At 40.5% G+C, this 18,675-nt stretch carries 17 protein-coding genes; 16 read left to right on the top strand and 1 reads right to left on the bottom strand.

Translation table 11 applies throughout. The features are described 5' to 3' along the window. Positions 1 to 7 precede the first annotated feature (7 nt). The 14 genes from cpaB to EDD70_RS02495 are packed head-to-tail and all read left to right on the top strand — an operon-like array spanning position 8 to position 12,311. Positions 8 to 1,102 (top strand): Flp pilus assembly protein CpaB, encoded by a 1,095-nt coding sequence (gene cpaB / locus EDD70_RS02560; RefSeq protein WP_092753312.1) that lies wholly within the window; start codon positions 8 to 10, stop codon positions 1,100 to 1,102. Further along, complete coding sequence (locus tag EDD70_RS02555) at positions 1,099 to 1,845, top strand: MinD/ParA family ATP-binding protein (RefSeq protein ID WP_092753314.1); 747 nt, start codon at positions 1,099 to 1,101, stop codon at positions 1,843 to 1,845. Before cpaB ends, EDD70_RS02555 begins: the two co-directional genes overlap by 4 nt. Further along, positions 1,838 to 3,181 (top strand): ATPase, T2SS/T4P/T4SS family, encoded by a 1,344-nt coding sequence (locus tag EDD70_RS02550; protein ID WP_092753316.1) that lies wholly within the window; start codon positions 1,838 to 1,840, stop codon positions 3,179 to 3,181. The genes EDD70_RS02555 and EDD70_RS02550 overlap by 8 nt, the downstream gene beginning before the upstream one ends. Positions 3,182 to 3,195: 14 nt before the next feature. Next, a complete protein-coding gene (locus EDD70_RS02545) occupies positions 3,196 to 4,161 on the top strand; it encodes a type II secretion system F family protein (protein ID WP_092753318.1) in 966 nt (321 codons plus the stop codon). Between the two features lie 15 nt (positions 4,162 to 4,176). Then, positions 4,177 to 5,040 carry a type II secretion system F family protein gene (locus tag EDD70_RS02540; RefSeq protein WP_092753320.1) on the top strand — a complete coding sequence of 288 codons (864 nt, stop codon included), beginning with the start codon at positions 4,177 to 4,179 and terminating at the stop codon, positions 5,038 to 5,040. A 33-nt stretch (positions 5,041 to 5,073) separates the two neighbouring features. Beyond that, positions 5,074 to 5,328, top strand: a complete 255-nt coding sequence (locus EDD70_RS02535; RefSeq protein WP_092753322.1) for a hypothetical protein — start codon at positions 5,074 to 5,076, stop codon at positions 5,326 to 5,328. A 7-nt stretch (positions 5,329 to 5,335) separates the two neighbouring features. Then, on the top strand, positions 5,336 to 5,770 hold the full coding sequence (locus tag EDD70_RS02530) for a DUF4320 family protein (protein ID WP_162840844.1): 435 nt from the start codon (positions 5,336 to 5,338) through the stop codon (positions 5,768 to 5,770). Then, a complete protein-coding gene (locus EDD70_RS02525) occupies positions 5,727 to 6,296 on the top strand; it encodes a hypothetical protein (protein WP_123810998.1) in 570 nt (189 codons plus the stop codon). Before EDD70_RS02530 ends, EDD70_RS02525 begins: the two co-directional genes overlap by 44 nt. A gap of 57 nt (positions 6,297 to 6,353) precedes the next feature. Then, a complete protein-coding gene (locus EDD70_RS02520) occupies positions 6,354 to 7,388 on the top strand; it encodes a DUF3991 and TOPRIM domain-containing protein (protein ID WP_092753328.1) in 1,035 nt (344 codons plus the stop codon). Further along, positions 7,373 to 7,720 (top strand): hypothetical protein, encoded by a 348-nt coding sequence (locus EDD70_RS02515; protein WP_092753330.1) that lies wholly within the window; start codon positions 7,373 to 7,375, stop codon positions 7,718 to 7,720. The genes EDD70_RS02520 and EDD70_RS02515 overlap by 16 nt, the downstream gene beginning before the upstream one ends. 4 nt (positions 7,721 to 7,724) lie before the next feature. Beyond that, a complete protein-coding gene (locus tag EDD70_RS02510; RefSeq protein ID WP_092753332.1) occupies positions 7,725 to 8,597 on the top strand; it encodes a hypothetical protein in 873 nt (290 codons plus the stop codon). A 12-nt stretch (positions 8,598 to 8,609) separates the two neighbouring features. Continuing rightward, positions 8,610 to 8,930 carry a hypothetical protein gene (locus EDD70_RS02505; RefSeq protein WP_092753334.1) on the top strand — a complete coding sequence of 107 codons (321 nt, stop codon included), beginning with the start codon at positions 8,610 to 8,612 and terminating at the stop codon, positions 8,928 to 8,930. Further along, a complete protein-coding gene (locus tag EDD70_RS02500) occupies positions 8,908 to 11,268 on the top strand; it encodes a VirB4 family type IV secretion system protein (protein WP_092753336.1) in 2,361 nt (786 codons plus the stop codon). The genes EDD70_RS02505 and EDD70_RS02500 overlap by 23 nt, the downstream gene beginning before the upstream one ends. A gap of 2 nt (positions 11,269 to 11,270) precedes the next feature. Then, the gene (locus EDD70_RS02495) at positions 11,271 to 12,311 is read left to right on the top strand and encodes a M23 family metallopeptidase (protein ID WP_092753338.1); all 1,041 of its coding nucleotides are present in this window, start codon (positions 11,271 to 11,273) and stop codon (positions 12,309 to 12,311) included. 45 nt (positions 12,312 to 12,356) lie between these two features. On the opposite strand, the gene EDD70_RS02490 is transcribed toward EDD70_RS02495, so the two are convergent. Continuing rightward, positions 12,357 to 13,298 carry a hypothetical protein gene (locus tag EDD70_RS02490; protein WP_092753340.1) on the bottom strand — a complete coding sequence of 314 codons (942 nt, stop codon included), beginning with the start codon at positions 13,296 to 13,298 and terminating at the stop codon, positions 12,357 to 12,359. A gap of 421 nt (positions 13,299 to 13,719) precedes the next feature. On the opposite strand from EDD70_RS02490, the gene EDD70_RS02485 reads away from it, so the two are divergent. Both EDD70_RS02485 and mobP3 read left to right on the top strand, forming a co-directional pair. Beyond that, complete coding sequence (locus tag EDD70_RS02485) at positions 13,720 to 14,118, top strand: hypothetical protein (RefSeq protein ID WP_092753343.1); 399 nt, start codon at positions 13,720 to 13,722, stop codon at positions 14,116 to 14,118. Continuing rightward, entirely contained in the window at positions 14,111 to 18,667 is a 4,557-nt protein-coding gene (gene mobP3 / locus EDD70_RS02480; protein WP_092753345.1) for a MobP3 family relaxase, read from the top strand. The genes EDD70_RS02485 and mobP3 overlap by 8 nt, the downstream gene beginning before the upstream one ends. The last annotated feature ends 8 nt before the right edge of the window (positions 18,668 to 18,675 follow it).

The following is an 18,675-nucleotide window of genomic DNA, read 5'->3' as shown; positions in this document are numbered from 1 at the left end:
AGTATCTATGTTTGGCAGAAAAAAACAAGTATACACGTTTAAGGAGGATAAGCCAAAAAAGAAAAGCAAGAAACCTAAGAATGAATTAAAAGAGCTTTCCGAAGACAGCACCCCACCTGTTGACGAAATCGAAACAACCGAAGCACCTGTACAAGAAACAGATGCTACAACAGAAACCCCTATACAGCAGGAACAGCCTAACAAAAAGAAAAAAGGAAAGAAAGAAAAACCACCCAAACAGCCAAAAGAACCGAAAGAAAAAGTACCATTTTTTAAAAATAAAAAGAAAGTGGGCATTACCCTCATTGTATTGTCTCTGCTGGTGATGCTGGTCGTGTCTCCCCTGCTGAATTACTTTACGTCAACAGAACAGGCAGTAACAGTAATTGCAACACAGGATATCCCAAAAGGAACGCTCATTGAAGATAAGATGCTGGCAAAAGTAGAAGTGCCTGCGGCCGCTCTGCTCCCTATCCATTTAAGGGGGCAAGAGCAGGCTGCGGGGCAATACGCAAAAACGGATATCGCAAAAGATGAGATGATTTCCACACCGAAACTGTCTGAAACAACTCCCTTTGACGATAGCTATCTGTACAAACTGCCCGAGGGCAAAAAAGCAATGTCCGTTACCATCTCGTCACTTGCCGCGGGCTTATCGGGCAAACTGCGGCAAGGGGACATTATAACCCTGTATGCCAACCTTGACACAAAAGAGGACAAGGAAGACTATACCGCCATCCTGCTGCCTGAGCTAACCTATTTGGAGGTTTTGGCAGTAACCAACGCAGACGGTTACGACATCACAAAGGCAGTCGAGCAGTCCGAGTTGGAGGATGCGCTCTCCGCTACGGTAACCGTTGCCGTGGACGACTTGCAGGCGGCAAAACTCGCAGGCTTGGAAGTCAACGGCAAAGTGTATGCTGCACTGGTAACCCGCGGGGATAAAGAACGTGCTGTGCAGCTGCTATCAGTACAGGACAATTACCTGCAACAAGCAAAAGAACAGAAAAAGGCTGAGCCGATTGTACCACCCGTGCCGGCACAGCCAACCACTCCGCCCGAATCAGTTGTGGTTATGCAGCAAGGCGGTGATAAACAATGAAAGATATCATAGCGGTATGGGGCAATGCAGGTGCGGGTAAAAGCCTTGTTTCTTGTGCGTTAGCAAATGCGCTCACGGCGAAAGGCAACAATGTGATTGTCATCAGCACCGACAAGCTCACTCCCATGTTTCCTGTATATCTTCCGTTCACAGAGGAAAAGCCCGAATACTCCTTAGGTAGACTACTCTCCGCCCCCGTAACGGAAGACCGCTTGCGTTATACCATCCACATCCATCCGCACAATGCTCATCTTGGTTATATGTCTCTGCTGTCAACCGAAAACGGACTGAGCTATCAGACAAGCTGGAAAACAGATACCATTCATCAGCTGGTACAGTTGCTCCTGACAAGAGATTATGCAGACTACGTGCTGTTTGATTGTACAAGCGATGTGCTCAGCGATAACGCAACCTTGTATGCCCTCAAAAACGCAAAGCAGGTTGTGCGTGTCCTATCCCCTGACACAAGCGGCATTACCTTTTCCAAAGTACAAATGCCAATCCTGCAAAACGGCGGAATGAACGCCAACCACATTGTGGTGCTCAACAACGTATTTGAATACAGCCCATCGGCGCAGATACAAAAGGATTACGTCATTGAGCACATCTTACCACATTGTCGTGATGCTTACTCCAAATATATTGGCGGGCAGCTTATCAAAGGCTTATCGGATGTAGATGGAGTGCGATTTACCGAAACTATCCAAAAAATTTATCAACAGGTGGTGACAATCGATGAATAACATCGACTCGTTTTACAACGTTCAAGGCGAAAGCGCCTATTTGGATGTGCTCAATTTTGTGCAGGAATATATGGCAAAGAACACAAGCTTTGACACAGACAAAATGAGTAAGGATGATGTGTTTCGCTATAAAAAGCACATCGAAACCTGCATTACAACCAATCAGTTGCGATGCAAAGGTTTTGATACCCTATCCCAGTTGGTTGAGCGATTGTATAACAGTATGACACAGTACGACATTCTCACAGAATATCTCAAGCCCGAAGTCTATAACACAGAGGGCATTGAAGAAATTTATGGTCGTTGGAACTGCATCTATATCCTTGCCAAGAATAAGAAGAAACGGCTGAAAGAAAAATTTCCATCGGTTGACTCTTGTAGAAACATCTTAAACCGAATCTCTAACAAGTTTAACTTTAACATCAACGAGGGAACACCAACAGCACTTGGTGAGTTTGCTCCAAACATTCGTGCCTCCATTGTATCAGAGCCAATCACATCAGAAGAAATGGGGCCTGAATTTAACATTCGAATTGTGCACGGAAGTAAGATGAAGCGAAAACTACTGCTTGAGGGCGGTACAATAGACGAATACGGACTGCGGTTTCTAGAACTTTGCATTGAGAACAAAATCAATATCTGCATAGGTGGCGCAACGGGTTCGGGCAAAACTGGCACCATGTACTACCTGCTGTCCCACATCACGCAGGATGATACTTACCGCGTGGGAACAATCGAAATAGAGAGCCGCGAATTTAACCTTGTGAAATACGATGAAAACGGGGACTGCATCAACGATGTGTTTCATTGGGTGACTAAAGCAAACGACGACGAGAGATACAACGTTTCAGCCAATGACCTCGTCGAAATCGTACTGCGGTTTAAGCCCGACGTTGTAGGTGTTGGCGAGATGCGAAACAGAGAAGCCCTTATGACCTGTGAACTGGCAATCACTGGTCATGGCGCAATAACAACCATTCATCCCCAAGATGCTCAGGACACGTATTCTCGTATTGTTATGTTGTGCAAAAAATCCGGTATCAACTACGACGACCAAACGCTCTACGATATTGCAATCAAAGCCTTTCCTATTATTGTTTATCAAAAACAAAACAAGAGAACTGGCGACCGTAAAATTTATGAAATTGTTGAGGGTATCGAGTACAAAGACCGCAAGGTGATTGTAAATCCATTGGTACAATACGTTGTAGAGGACACCATTGAGAGCACCGGTGAAACGATAGGCAGCATTCAGCACGCAAATAAAATCTCTCAAAAGCTTCGTCAAAGGTTTTTGGATAATGGATGCTCCCGTGCCAAACTCAACGGTTTTTGATGAGGGGTGAATTTATGTATCTACTTTGTATTCCGATTGGCTTCGGACTTCTCCTGTACTTTTGGGATAGCCTGCAACGGATTTGCTGTATGATACGCAGCCATTACAAGCAATACCTACAGCAAGCGGTTCATTACATACTCCAAAAGCTTTCCCGCAAGCCATCCCTAAAAACACGGGTAAAAATCCTCAACAACGGTAAAAAAGAAAACTTTATCTTACGGTCGTACAACACGATGACAGGTATCCTATCTGCTACGGGTGAAAAGGAAAAGATAAAGAACATGAGAATCATATCGGCAGTTTGTTCTGCATTCGGTATGGTTCTTTCTTTCTATCTACGCAGCTACATGCTGATACCAATTCTGACCGTGGGGTTTGCCCTTTTACCGATGTGGCTCATTAAGTTTAAACTGTTTCGGTACAACCTGCGCATGCAAAACGAGCTTTCGGTTGTCCTCTCTATGGTGACAAACTCGTATATCCGAAACGAGAACATTGTGGAATCCATAAAAGAGAATTTGGTGTATATGAACGAACCCTGTAAATCTATTTTTCAGTCGTTTGTCTATGCCAGCAGGAGTATCAACCCCGACCCCATTAAAAACTTGACGAGCTTGAAAAGCAAAATTGATAATCACATTTTTCACTTGTGGTGCGAAAGTCTCATTTTGTGTCAAAACGACATCAACCAAAAAAGCGCACTCAACGCCGTAGTGGAACAGTTTGCAACGGATAAAGAACTTTACAATATGCTCTCTACAGAAATATCAAAACCAATGTGGACATTCATTATTGTAGCAATACTGTCAAGCACATGTTTTCCATTGATAGCCCTTATGGGTCATCAACTCGGTATGGGTGATTTGCTGGGTATCATGTTTGACACTTGGCTAGGTCAAGTTCTTATTGTGTGCTATGCTCTTAACCTATTGTATGGCATTAACAAAGCCATTGATTTATCAACGTCAATGGAATGATTGAGAGGTGATTTTTTGATTCAGCAACTACTATTCAGCCTGCTCTTTGTATTTGGCATTTATTTGCTTTACAAAGAGTTTTTTATTAAACCCACATCAGCCACTGTAAAAGCTGTAACTAAAGTAAAAGTCTTTGGGGTTACAAAGCGGTATGAAAAACTAATGCAATTCATTTCAAGTAAAATTGAAAATCATGTACGAATTCCTGAATATAAACGGAATGAATATGTACGCATGCTTGAAGTGTTGGGACTCACCTATACACCTGAGCAATACACTGCTAGAATATACGCTCAATCAATATTTGCGTTCCTTATAGGGCTGATACCTGCTATTCGAGTTCCTTTATTGGTGCTGTTAGCTCCGATATTGGCACTTTTCATTTACCAACTACAGTTAAAATCCTTGAAAAAACAATACACCAAAAGGAAAACCGACATTGAAATGGAATTACCAAAGCTATGCAGTGTTATTAATTCACGGCTGAAAAGCACATCCAATGCTCAGACTATTTTGTCATCATTTTTGCCAATAACGAACGACTCTATGTCATCGGAACTTACCGTAACTTTGGCAGATATGAAAACAGGCAGTCCTGAGACAGCTTTGCGACGATTTGAAGGTCGCATCAGTTCGCCGAAAGTGAGCGATGTGGTTCGAGGCTTGATTGCAGTACAAAACGGCGATGACTTGAGTGTTTATTTTCAATCTAAACAGCACCAGTTTAACAACGACCGTGTCACTGTTAAGAAAAAAAACATTCAGGCGCGTCCGCTTCAATTAAGCATGCCTGTGATATGCTCTTTTCTTATAAATCTTATCTTCATTTTATATGCCTTGTCGCTTGGCATAAAGCTACTATTAAACGGCGCTTTCTAAAATTATTATATAAAAACAAGGAGAATGACACCTATGAAAAAACAACTTATTAAAAAAGCAAATAACCTTACTACTCGTTTTGGTGCAAAATTACAGTTGCTTGGTCATCATTGCAAAAAAACCTTACAGTCTGAATCTGGTATAGAAATGATACAGGTTATACTTATGACTGCCATTGTTATTGTTATTGGGGTTGTAATATTTTTTCCTGAATTAACTAAATTGGTAAAAGGCTCATTTGATAATGCGGATACTAAAATGGACTCCATTTGGAATTATAAGGGGTAATCCTATTATGAATCGCGCTTTTTATAAGGTTATTAATAAGCTGCAAAGTAAAAATGGCAGCTCGGAATTTATTGCTGCTATTATCGTATTTATGGGACTGAGCTTATTTATTAGCGGTGGGATTAGCGTTTGGGGACAAATGAGCAAGCGGGATGACCTCCAGCAAATCGCACAAACGATGGCACGCGAAATCGCGCTGGAGGGTGAAGTCAACAGCACCATCCAGCGCAGGCTAGAGAATGTTGAACAACTGATGCGGATGGATGTGGATATGGATGTGGATGGCAGCTACATTGGAACTTCCAAAAAGCTGCGAACAGAATCCGATTTTACCGTGACCATTTCTTACCACACCAAATACGGTGTAGGATGGATAAACTGGAGAAAGGAGAAAACCTATGTCGCAAAGGCTACCGGAACGGTTGAAGAATATCACAAATAAACTTCGGTGTCTTATTACCTCCAACAGAGGAAGCAGCAGTCTGATATGGGGTATCTTCTTAACCTTAGCTCTCTCGTTTTTATCTATGATGCTGTTTGAAAAACAACAGCTGCATGGAGTATCAGGGGATGTATCGAGAGATATCACTGCGGTACTCACCTCAACAGCAAGCAGCCATCTGTACGACAGCTATGCTCCCATCCGTGACGGCAGCAGCGGTGCCTACCAGTTCGACGGTAGACGGTTTCGCGAAATAAAGGACACGTCCAAGTTTCGCGAGCTGTTTCAGCAGCTGTATCGAGATACAAAACTGCAAGGTAATGATATCGTAAAAATGCAAAACGGCAGAGTGGTGTTTACTATATCCGATTTGAGGCTTTATGTAAGTAATGCATCGGGCAGTGATATTAAATCAACCTATCGCGCAGAGTACACACTCAACATTGCTCAAGATTTGCTTTGGCAGGGGGATATGCTAAAACTGAAAAATCAGGTACAGAACGTAGAGTACATGAACAAATATTAATGCAAACGGGGCGGTGTCATAACCGTCCCGTTTCTATTTAATAAGGAGGAATTTGTAATGGCAGATGCGAACCAACGGCGCGACAGAGGTGGCAATGGGAAGGTGTGTCAAGCCATTAAGGAACACTTTGATATACTGGAATACATACAAGCTTGCGGATATCACTTAGAAGAAAAAAAGCAAGGCGAATATCAGTGCGTAGAACACAAAAGCCTGTGGGTAACACCTGCAAAGAATATTTTTGTATGGCACTCTAAAACCAAAGGCGGTAGTATTATTGATTTTGTTATGCTCAACGATGGGATTTCTTTTGAGGAGACTGTCTCAAAATTGAGGCTTGAAATGACGGGAAAAACACCTACCTACTCGCCCATTAAGTACGAGAAGTTTAAGAAAGAAAACAAGCCATTTGAGCTGCCGCAACCACTGAAAGATAAATACCGTAGGGTATTTGCCTACCTCACAAAAACGCGCTGCATCGACCACAAAGTGGTGCAGGACATGGTTGACCGAAAGTTCGTGTACGAAAGCGCGAAACACCACAATTGCGTGTTCGTGGGCTACGATTACGACCATACTGCAAAGTTTGGTTGTGTACGCTCCACAGGAACTAAAAAATTCGGCATCGATGTTGCAGGCTGTAAAAAAATCGGTTGGATGGTGAACCCGAACCGCCCTGCTATGTTTATCACCGAGGCACCAATAGACGCGATGTCCATTATGACACTGCTCAAAGAAGGCGGCAAAGATTACAACCAGTACACCCATTACGCACAAAGCGGTAACCCGCCGAACGGGATGCTGCAATACCACATAGAAAACAACCCAAACGTCAAGACGGTGTATCTTTGCTTTGACCGCGATGACGCGGGGGAAGCTTTTGTAAAAAAAGCAAAGATGGAGTTAAAACAAGCGGGGTTTCAGGGGGAGATTATCCGCAAACTACCGATGACAAACGATTTTAATGAGGATTTGCAAACACACACAGCACAAATTCGGGCCGCTCGTTCCCCTGTTCTAACACAGTCGAAACAGCGGCTCGTTTCATCTCAAAAAACATTTCAGGAGGACAATTTATGTATCAGTCGTTAAAGCTTACGCTATTAAATGCAACCAGCAGTAGCACATTAGATGATATCTCGAGTGAAATTATTAACTCTGGTAGCAGAGCAATGAAAAGCGGTTACGGTACAGTAAAAGGACTGTTTGATAAAGTGGTTGTGCCATCATCGCTGCTTATAGTCTTATTAATAATATTTTGGTTAATACTTTCTATCTCCTATGCGAAAAAGAGAAAAGATGGAGAGGGAGTACAAGAAAAAGTATCTTGGCTCTTGTTAAGTTTCGTCGTCTTCGGTTTACTTGCTGGTTATGGTGCGATTTTTGGTGGTCTGTTTAATATGGTTTTGGGGGGAGCTGCGTAAATAAATGACTTCAAAAATTGTTGCAAACTTATCCAAAGTAATCATTGATGTAATCGGTCACTTTTTCAAAGTAGGTACAGACCCGATTAAAGCATCAATATTAGAGCTTTATAACTTTTTGTTCACAAGAATGAATGACAGTATCGTTGGGTTGTTTGACAATCCAATTGTCAAAGCATTTTTGTATCTCGCAAATATGGCAAGTTGGTTAGTCTTAGGTTATTCTTTAATATTCTATTTTTTGAGCATTGTACAGGAAAAAGACCGAAACTGGTATGTTATTTTTAAATGCTTTGTAACCACTGTTTTCTTTATCTTATTTAACCAAATACTTGCCCGCCTTGTATTTTTCCTGCCCTCTTATGTCGCATCGACCTTAGATACATTTATCAGCGGGGATGCTACATCATCAAACGTAGGGAAGCTCATCGGCAGTGAATTAAACTCAATTGCAGAAACTATCTTTTCTAAAAATATGGCATTATCTATCATCCTTTTCATTGCATTGGTCGCTTTCTTTGTTGTTTCAATTATGCGTGTAGGGGCAATATTCATTCAAATAATGAGTGCCCCATCTTATGTACAATATTTCTTGTTAGGCAAAGACCAACAAGGTTTTGAATGGATAAACAGTACAATTGCTATAGGACTTACATATATCATACAATACTGCTGTTTCTATTCTGGCATTTGTATACTAGCATATTCAAAAAATATTATTACCTCTTATGTTTTAGGCGGTGCTTTTATACTAGCGACCTTTGCAGTACCGAAACAATTACAAAAGCGCAGTTGGATTTCTGGTGCTGGTCAAGCTTTTCAGTCGGCATATATGGGGGGGAATATGATGCTATCCCTGCTGCGCAACAAGGTATAAGGAGGTTAATAAATGAGAGATGAAAAAATATATCGCATTCCCAAAAATTTAAATGAAGAATTTTCACTGATTGGAATGTATTCTATTTTAGATGTTGCAATGATTGTTCTGTTGGGTGCTGCCAGTACGTTTGCCGTACTGCACACCCGCATTTACTTTCTATTCTTTTTCCCTACCTTATACGCTTTTCTGCGTTTTAAAATGAACGGCTACCCCGTCCATTACTGGTGTAAGGTTGGCATAAGTTATCTTCTAAAAAAGACTACTCGCTTTAATGAATACACCCTGTTTGAAAAGGAGCTGAACACCGATGGAAATGACGAGTTTAATTAACTTTAATTTTGAACAAAATTACATATCAACACCAAAAGGGCACTTTCATTTCTTCAAATTGAAACCGCCCAATTTTACAACACTGAGCGAAAATGACAAAGATTACTATTACAACGGTTTTGAAAACTTGATGCGCACCGTTACAGAACATTCCTTTTCAATGCTTGCCATTGACCAAACAATAAACCTGAATAAAAACAGGGAGTTTATTAAAACACTGGATAACCGTTTTGAGTACATCATGGACGATTTATTAAGCGAACTCAACAAAGTAGAAGACCGCATCGGTAATACACAGCGTGTTTATTATTTTGTTGTTAAATCAAAGCAAGCTATTACTGTAGAAAAATTCAAAGAAGCCTTGGATGCTTCGGGCAACGTTTGTGAAATCGCAGAAAAATCAGAACTGATAAGTGTTATGCGCTGTTTTCTGCTCAGAGAGTTTTGTGACTGTGATATTTACCTAGATGTCGATGAAGAAGAAACAGAGTCGGATATTTCTCCTATTGTCCGTCATCTGCTCCCCACGAAAATGGACTTTGATATTAATTATGTTCTGCAAACCAACTTCTATCGAAAAACCTTAGTAGTAAGAAATCTTCCGCAAAACATTACCAGTGGTAACAATGACATACTCAAAAAAATCATTCAGCGACCAAACACCACCGTTCATATCCGTATATCGGATATGAACGGTGAACAGGTCAAGAAGCTTGTAGATAAGCAGTTTAATAACAAAAGCAGTGGCTTTTTTGCCACCAAACAGACTAAGGTGCTTGAAACTGCCAATGACGTAAATACACTAACCGCATTTTATAACGACTGTCTGCAAAACGCAGGCAGTGGCGGTGGAGTAAAGTATGTAAACATTTACATCGAACTTTATGGAAAAACGGTTGCGGAACTGGAGGAAAACATAAAAGCAATTTCATCGGAATTTTCTGCCTCTGGCATCACGTTGGAGGACTTTGTACTACGCCAAAAGGATGGCTTTTTGGGAGTATCCCCTATCGGTTCTGACACACGTGGAAAACTGCTTGCCAATAATATTCCGTCCAACACATTTGGCAGAATGTATCCGTTTAGCGCATCTTATATCAATGACCATACTGGCATGTTATTGGGCAAAACCATTGATAATGGTATTATCTCTATTGATAACAACGTACGCAGTAAGAGCAGAACAAATACCAGTATTGCAATAGTTGGTGACCCGGGGCAAGGAAAGTCTTGGCTCATTAAAAAAATTATCTGTCAAAAGGCTCTGCGGCACGCAACCATATTTAATTTTGACTCCGACAGGGATGAATATTGTGATGAGTTTAAAAAACTAGGCGGAACGAACATCAACTGTGCACGAGGAGACTTTGCAATCAACCCAATGCAAGTAAGGGGATTTCGCGATAAGCAAATTGATGACTTGGAATGGGATGAAACAGCCTATGAAGCCGATATATTTCAAGATACCAAAGCACTTGAAACACCTTTTTATCAACATCTCAGTTGGCTCTCAGATTTTTTCAAGGTACTTATCCCCAGTATTAATCCCATTCAGTTAGCGGCGCTTAAAATATTGATGCAGGACGTATACAAAAAATTCGGCATTGACGAAAACACCGATATATCCGTATTAAAACCAACCGATTACCCTATATTTTCAGATTTGTATGAGTTCATCGATGACATTTTGGAAAACCCAAAGAAATACAGTGGTCTATACAAGATGATTGATGATACTGTGCTGAAAGAATTACTACTGCTTCTTTATGATGTACACAAAGGCTCTCTCAGTCCCCTATTTAATAAGCACACAAATATCATAAACAGTAAGCTAATAAACTTTAATATAAAAGAATTGCTTACAGGGTCAAGCGATAATATGCAAGCGGTGTTGTTTAACTACCTTACTTACATATGGAATAGAATTATCTGCGGTGAAAAAAATGTAATGTTAGCAATCGATGAACTTCATCTTTTGGTGAACCGCGATAACCTTATGGTTGTAAAATATCTAAACTCGTTTGTACGCCGTGCAAGAAAATACGAGGCAACCCTATTAACGGGAACACAAAGGCTGGCAGATTGCCTTGACCCCGCAATTGTGCATATTACGGCATCCATCTTGGATACACCCACCTATAAATTTATTTTTTATCCTGGTAATGTAGATATGGATTTGGTACAGCAAAAGCTACAGCTTACAAAAGGTGAAGTTGATAGCATCCGATATTCTAACCAACGCCATTGTTTATTGAAAGCAGGTAAAGACAATTACCATATGATTGTTGGCAGTTTACCCTTTGAAGCTGAATTGTTTGGTACTGGCGGAGGTCGATAACTATGGCAGACCCTATTACCGCCGCCAAAATTGCGCTTGTTTTATCCGATAAGAAGAATTTAAAAGTCATCTTCTTCGGACTGCTCTTTCTTCTTTTGCTGGTGTTACTGATAATCGCACTGCCATTTCTCATTATCTGTGCAGTTCTGCTGACACTAAACCCATTTGGGCAAGCAGAACTGGACAATGATATTTATTTTCAGTCGATACAAGATGTTAAGGCAGAATACCGCATCGAAAACGAACTGCCGACAAGTGTTGTAAAGACAATTGATTTCACCTTAAACGGCGACTTGATGGATAGCAAACGCGAGATAACAGCGTTTATCAAAGATTACTTTGTTGACTCCAAAGTCGTTGCAGAAAAAAAGGATGTTCCCAGCGATGACCCGATGAGCGGAGAGTCAAAGACAGTCACGGTCAAAAAGACCGTGTATTTTTTTATATCTGCTGAAGAAATTAGTTCTATGTTAAGGACTACTCCCTTTGAATTTTCAGAGGATGACATTGAGTTCATTCAGCTACTTTATGACGAGGGTGAAGAAGATACAGAAGATGTTCCTGTTATTGGTGATGACGGTTCTTTAACGGGTGGTGTTATCTCTCTTGTGAAAGGTGGTGCTCACTACACACAAGGGTGGCACGGTATGGGACGCGGAGCAGGTGTTGACATTGGTGCAACCATTGGCACTCCTGTGGTAGCTGCCTTTGATGGCAGCGTAGATTATTACATATGGCGCAACAACAGCGGTGCCATTGTAAGCTATGGAGCGGTTGCATTTCTTCGTTCAGACAATGGCAAGACTGCGATTTATGCGCACCTTTCTCGGTTCGATACCTTTGAGAGCGGAGCATATATTGCGGCGTTTCCATCCATAAAACAATTTGCACCGAACGTAGAACAGTACTACCAATCCAAGCAAGTAAAGCAAGGCGATGTCATTGGAGCGGTCGGAAACACAGGCTACAGTTTCGGGCCGCATCTGCACTTCGGGCTTATGATTGACGGTAAGGCGGTTAATCCAATGAAGTATTTTAGATAAAACAAACCGTTGGTTTCCCCAACGGTTTGTTTTATGATAATTGCTTTAGAAAACAGTAACTTCATCAAAAGTCTCTTTTATAAGATTTATGCGATCTTGTTGCAATAGTTTGTGTTTCCTGCTTTCGAGTTCTAGTTTTTTACTTTTATTATCTTCTATTATTTTGCACTCAACTACATATAAATAGCCATCTTTCTTTGATAAAACCGCATAGCATACTTGTTTTAAATCATTATTCTGAGGTTGTTCAATTAAAATATCAAATTTGCTTTTTGAAGCAGCATTAGAATAAGACAGAATTGCTACATAAACTATTATAGCAAATATAATAGTACATGCTGTAAATATGACACCTCCTATTGAACATTTTTTATTTTTGTTTTTATAAGTTTTACCTCTAATACAATCAAATTCTTTTGTATTTGAAAATATACCAAAGCCTAACAAATTAAAAATAAATAAAAAGCCCAAAATAAATTCTGCAGCTAAAAATATGGGCATAATTATCGATTGCTGTTCAGGAGATGACTTATTCCATATACCCTGAACTGTAAAAGGTAACACCATCATTATTATTATAGGGAAAAATAAAAAAAGCATTATAAGAAATAGTGTGATTTTTATTTTAAAATTATGATGTATCTTTATAAAAAAACTTCTTACAGTATGGTAAGCTGGGTAACCTATTACTATAAATAAAATTGCAAATATAACAATCGAATATAAAATAAATTTTTCATTTACTAAAACATAATCAAAATCAATTTTAAAATACAACGCATATGAATAGTACCAAACATAAGAAACAAATTGAATAAAGAATGCACAAAATGCACCAAGCAAAGTACTGCAAGAAATTAATACACTTGTACTTTTATTTTCAAATTTGTATTGTAAATTATTTATCAAATTATCTAAAACTTTTTTATTATTTTTGAAATCTTGTTGTTTAGTTTTCAATTTAATAGGTATTAAATACTTTTTCAATGCTTTTCCCGCTTCCTAATTGTTTTATACATATCATACTATGAAGAAATAAGAATATCAATATTGCCACCTACAAATTACTGATACCTAAGCCATTTTTTAAAGATTGGGTGGCAAGATTAATATTTGTGCCACCTGCACAAACGCTTTAGTTATCAGCTTATCGCACTTTCTGCCACCTATAGCGTGGTTTTCAAAAGCATGATGGGTGGCAAAAGTGCCACCCATTGATATCAGCCCGCACTGCGGGCTGAGGTGGTGAGAGGTGGCAAACGTGCCACCTCTCCTTTATCCTGTAGCATAGCAATAAATGAAACGATAAAGTATATGGATTTTTCCACTAAAGTTAATTTAATGTTAAAAAGATGCCGCCATCTTGTATGACGGTGTCTTTTTAATTTTAAACAAGGAGGTAACTATCATGGGAGTAATAAAAAGAAGCATACGAATTGACGAGCAGCTTGCGAATGATATTAAATGCATTGCCGCGGAACAGACCAACAAAACGGAAACTGACATCATTGAAACAGCATTGAAGTTTTACCGTGATTACTACTACATGCAAAACAAAACTAGTTTTTTCAACGAGCAAGTCATTGAGATTATTCAAAGCACTTTCCGCACTGCCGAAAATTCCATCAATCAAAAAACCAACCGAGTTTTGTCCGAACTGGCAATACAGGCAGCTGTACAAAATCTAATCCTTGCAAATTCGTTAGATGTCAAAATGAAAGATTTACACGTGTATCGACTGAAAGCGTTGGACTTTTTGAAAGAGAATAATCGAGTGCTGAGAATGGATGAAATAATCGATGGCTAGTCCAAAATTAATTTGTAAAAGCGGATACATCCAAGACATTAGCCATACCCTCAACCAACTTGAATATGCCGGAAACAAAATTGCTGCGCAATTTATCGTCTATAAGGATGGCGGTGTATTAGAGGTAGACTCCGAAACCCGCATTACCCTCACCGACTCAGCGCTTACCAATGTAGCAGGCATTAAGCTTGACTACAAAGACGGGGGCAGCAAAACTGTTAGCTACGCGTCATACTGCAAATTTACGGATGAATCACAGGAGAGCATCCGCGTACACGAATTACAACAAGTACAGGATGACTCAGAATTGCTTTTAAACAGTGACGGTAAAAGCTATCACAAGATGGAGGATTTGGACTTTTTTAAATACCTGCCTTACATAGCCGAACGTGAGGGTGTAGAAAAAGAAGATGGGCACGGGTTGTTTGGGCTGACGGGTAACATTGACATCGAGGACGCAAAAGCAATGGCATTGGAGTGTGAAGACAGCATCAAGTGGTCACACATTATTTCGCTCGATACCATTGCCGCCAAAGAGGCAGGCTTTGACCATAGAGCCGCTTGGAAAAACCTCATTGTCTCCAAAGCACCTCAAATTGCAAAGGCATACAACATCAGCCTTGAAAATTTGGTGATGAATTGCGCCTACCACGACAATACAGATAACCCGCATGTGCATCTGCTGTTTTACAGCAAAGATAAACGTGAAGGGTTTATTAAGGGTGGCAAGCAAGGCATGCAGCGAGCCAGTGAAAGCTTGAAATCTATGTTTTTTAACTCCATCTTTAAAGATGAAGTAAAGGTACGGGAGGCAGAAAAACACCAACAGCGCAGTGAACTGAAAAATGAATTGGAGCAACTGCTGCAAAACTGTTACTCCAAAGATTACGGACACACAGAACTTGGGGATAAACTATTGAACCTAGCAGACAACCTGCAAGTGCTGGACGGTAAAAAGCAATACGGATATTTGCCCAAAGCAGTGAAAACACAGGTGGATGACATCCTGCATTGGGTAATCGAAAATGATGCCGATATGCAGGCAATGTTTAACCGATACTGTGAATTGCAGAAAGAGTTTATCACTGGTTATGTGGCTGACCCTGAAGTAATCGAAAAAAAGCTGGAGCAATTCAGGCAAGAGTTTTTTCACCCCGACAAAGACAAACTGCGTATTTATCACAACACCATTGTAAAGTGTGTTGTCGAACTGAACGAGCAGACCACCCCGCCCCTAAATTTGGAGCGAGCGACTGAGGAGAAAATTTTCAATTCTACTCCCGCAGAGGGGATTGTGTCAACTGAAAGTTTTGAAGAAATCCCCTTTCCCAATGACGAGGATGCACCGCCACCGATGGAATCCGAGTACCACCCCCCTATTTTCGAGCGAGCAGCTGAAGGGGAAATTTTCAATTTTACTCCCTCAGAGTTGGTAGTGTCAACTGAAAGTTTTGATGGTATCCCCTATCCTGATGACGAAGGTGCACCGCCACCGATGGAACTTGAGTATCCCCCTGCTTCAGAGCGAGCAGCTGAAGGAAGAAATTTCGATTATCCCTCCGGCTCACCCACAAAGTCAAGCAAGGATAAAGAAATCAGGGAGTTTTTAAAGAACAAAAAGGGATGTTTGAACTACAAATCTTTTTCTCAGCTGTATCGCAAGGCTTTGGACGATATATTTAATCCTAAAACAACCAACACCGCCCTGCAAAACTTTGTGCTGGACGAAATGCAAGAACTGAACTATCTGCTAACTGTTGAAAAAACAAACAAATACAGCGATGGCTGTAAAAATCATGTGCGCAATGTCTTGAGCACCATCTACCACACCGACAATGATTTTCGTGCCGGAACAGATCAGCTCATACATAACACACGCAAGGCTCTCATCCACAAGTATGATGAGGAGCAGGTAGACAAATATCTGCATCAGTTCGAGCAAAATATGTGGTCTTTACATCGAACCAACGATGCGCACGACTATATCTATTATTTTGCAAAAACACTGGATGACCAAAAATACTACCAGCTGCTGAGTGCATACCGCGAATTTAACAGCCCACTAAACAAAGCAATATATAAAGTGATGGATAACCTTTACGAAAACAAAGAAATATCGGAACTGTTAAAAGACATTCGGTATATTAAAAAAGAAATCGCTCAGTACATCAGCAACGATGAAGTATCCAACCTGCTGTGTACCGATGTGCAACCTGTTTTTTCTCAGCTGTGCCATGATGCAGAATTTTATGATGAATTTGACACGTACAAAGCAAACTATCATCAAGTGTTTTATGAAAACTATGACAATCAAGAAACTGCCGAAAAATACTGCAAACGGCTTGACGATAATCTGCTGAACGTGCGCCGCTTAATGCGACCGCATTATACTGTCGTACAATTTGCAGAGCATTTGGACGAATACCTTTACGGTAAAGTCGCAAGAGACAAAAAAATAAATAAGCCCTTACACAAAGCTCTGTTTAATCGGCTCGGTTCATCACTTACAGATGAAAGTAATTCCGTATTAGCACAGTTTGTTCGGCAAGAGCTGGAGCAGATGCACAGTGACGGTAATCGGCAGCACACAGCAAACATACTGAAGATGCTGTACGATACAGATGAGAACTTTAGAGATATCCTGGATGCGCATACCAATACCATCTATTCACAGCTCAAAGAAAAATTGGGAACAGCAAAAGCACTGCGCCTTATTGAGCAACATAAACAGAATCTGTTTTCAGCTGATAGCAGACTGCCGATTAATTTTTTAATCTCCAATTATGCTAAAAACCTCAGCGAAAGCTACTATCAGCAAATTACTTATGAAAACCGTAATGTTTTTTCCGATGTTAACGGGATTGTATCAACAAGATTGCGTAACTGCTGGGAAAATCCCCAAATCGTCGATGCAGCATTTATACTCCATCAGCTTATGGATGCTGATGATACAAATGCGGCCGAAATTGAGGAAGCGACCACCAACCTGTTTAAACTCATTTACGACAAGCCGTTGGAAGAAGAACTTGAAAAAGCCGTTACACAGATGACAGCGAAATTCAAAGAGCATTGCAGTGACCCGAATATGGTGCTGGAGATGGAAGAACGCCTTTACAGTGCAATTTACCTCGGGGATAGCAGTTCCCCTGTAAATTATCGCATTCAAAGCTTTTGCAAGAACATTAAAGAGGAATATTGCCGCAAAGTGGCAAAGGACAAAGAAATAAATAAGCCTTTGCACAAAGTTCTCTTTCGTTGCCTTGGCTCATCACTTACGGATGAAAGCAATTCCATCTTAGCGCAGTTTGTCCGCCAAGAGCTGGAGCTGATGCATATTGATGGCAACTCCCAGCACGCAGTAGACATTCTTAAAATGCTGTACGATACAAGCATCGAATTCAAAGATGCATTGGACACTCATACTAACACCATCTATGCACAACTCAAAGAGAAGTTTGGAACAGAAGATGCGCTGCGACTTATCAAGCAACATAAGCAGAACATCTTTTCAGCTGACAGCAAATTACCTGTGAATTTTTTGATATCCAAGTACTCCGAAAATCTCAGCGAAAGCTATTATCAACAAATAACACATGAATATCGCAATGTGTTTGCATGTGTCAATCAAACAATATCAAAAAGACTGCGCAACTGTTGGCATAATAAAAAAATTGTTGAAGCGGCGTATGAACTGAACCAGCTTTTTAACACAGAGGAAACAAATGCGGTCGAAATTGAAAAAGCAACTACCAAATTGTTTAAGCTGATTTACGACAAGCCGTTGGAAGATGAACTTGAAAAAGCCATTACACAAATGGCAGCGAAATTCAAAGAGCATTGCAGTGACCCGAACATGGTGCTGGAACTGGAAGAACGATTGCGCAGTGATATCTACCTCGGTGACAGCAGCTCATCGGTTAACTTCATTATCCAAAGCTTTGGAAAGAATGTAAAAGAAGAACACGCAAAAGCAATTCTCCGTGAAATGCCCGAACTAAAAGAATATCGCTCTCAGCTCTATCGACACTTGAGCGGTGCACTTGTAACAGGCAATCAACAAATCCTGCAATTATTCTCCGCATATCAAATGGATGCACGCGGGATTGCTCAACTTGACGAAATATTAAAAATGCTTTCCTGCAAAGATTTTGACTTTGTAGCAGAAAAAGAAAAACTCTATCAATCTTTTTTATCTCAGCTGCAAAAGCAAGGAGTCCCGCGCCCAGCAGGTGAATATCAACAAATATTTGAAAATTTATTTTACAGAAAGGAGAACAACAAATATGATACAATGCATATCAGAGAGGTTGTTGAGGATGTCATCCAAAACAAAGCAGAGATACTGCACCGATACCGCACCATGAGGTGCTGCCAACTGGCAAAGGCTCTGTTCCACGACCTCGCCCGTATTTTAAACGGACAAAGCCAAAATATGAACCGCTATGCAGAGCATAATCAAAGAGCCTCATTCAAGGCTCAAAAGCAATTTAAAAACCGAAAGCAATTTGTGGCTCAAACATTTGACCACGATGATGCAATATCTTATTAACAAACGGA

Origin of the sequence: Hydrogenoanaerobacterium saccharovorans (assembly GCF_003814745.1) — a bacterium.
GTDB lineage: Bacteria > Bacillota > Clostridia > Oscillospirales > Ruminococcaceae > Hydrogenoanaerobacterium > Hydrogenoanaerobacterium saccharovorans.
This window is presented reverse-complemented; position numbering and strand designations above follow the sequence as displayed.

Coding starts and splice junctions, on each gene's coding strand:
- EDD70_RS02535 (WP_092753322.1), top strand. CDS start 5,074: ATGAAAAAACAACTTATTAAAAAAGCAAATAACCTTACTACTCGTTTT.
- EDD70_RS02550 (WP_092753316.1), top strand. CDS start 1,838: ATGAATAACATCGACTCGTTTTACAACGTTCAAGGCGAAAGCGCCTAT.
- EDD70_RS02520 (WP_092753328.1), top strand. CDS start 6,354: ATGGCAGATGCGAACCAACGGCGCGACAGAGGTGGCAATGGGAAGGTG.
- EDD70_RS02515 (WP_092753330.1), top strand. CDS start 7,373: ATGTATCAGTCGTTAAAGCTTACGCTATTAAATGCAACCAGCAGTAGC.
- EDD70_RS02545 (WP_092753318.1), top strand. CDS start 3,196: ATGTATCTACTTTGTATTCCGATTGGCTTCGGACTTCTCCTGTACTTT.
- EDD70_RS02485 (WP_092753343.1), top strand. CDS start 13,720: ATGGGAGTAATAAAAAGAAGCATACGAATTGACGAGCAGCTTGCGAAT.
- EDD70_RS02500 (WP_092753336.1), top strand. CDS start 8,908: ATGGAAATGACGAGTTTAATTAACTTTAATTTTGAACAAAATTACATA.
- EDD70_RS02530 (WP_162840844.1), top strand. CDS start 5,336: ATGAATCGCGCTTTTTATAAGGTTATTAATAAGCTGCAAAGTAAAAAT.
- mobP3 (WP_092753345.1), top strand. CDS start 14,111: ATGGCTAGTCCAAAATTAATTTGTAAAAGCGGATACATCCAAGACATT.
- EDD70_RS02555 (WP_092753314.1), top strand. CDS start 1,099: ATGAAAGATATCATAGCGGTATGGGGCAATGCAGGTGCGGGTAAAAGC.
- EDD70_RS02510 (WP_092753332.1), top strand. CDS start 7,725: ATGACTTCAAAAATTGTTGCAAACTTATCCAAAGTAATCATTGATGTA.
- EDD70_RS02505 (WP_092753334.1), top strand. CDS start 8,610: ATGAGAGATGAAAAAATATATCGCATTCCCAAAAATTTAAATGAAGAA.
- cpaB (WP_092753312.1), top strand. CDS start 8: ATGTTTGGCAGAAAAAAACAAGTATACACGTTTAAGGAGGATAAGCCA.
- EDD70_RS02495 (WP_092753338.1), top strand. CDS start 11,271: ATGGCAGACCCTATTACCGCCGCCAAAATTGCGCTTGTTTTATCCGAT.
- EDD70_RS02525 (WP_123810998.1), top strand. CDS start 5,727: ATGTCGCAAAGGCTACCGGAACGGTTGAAGAATATCACAAATAAACTT.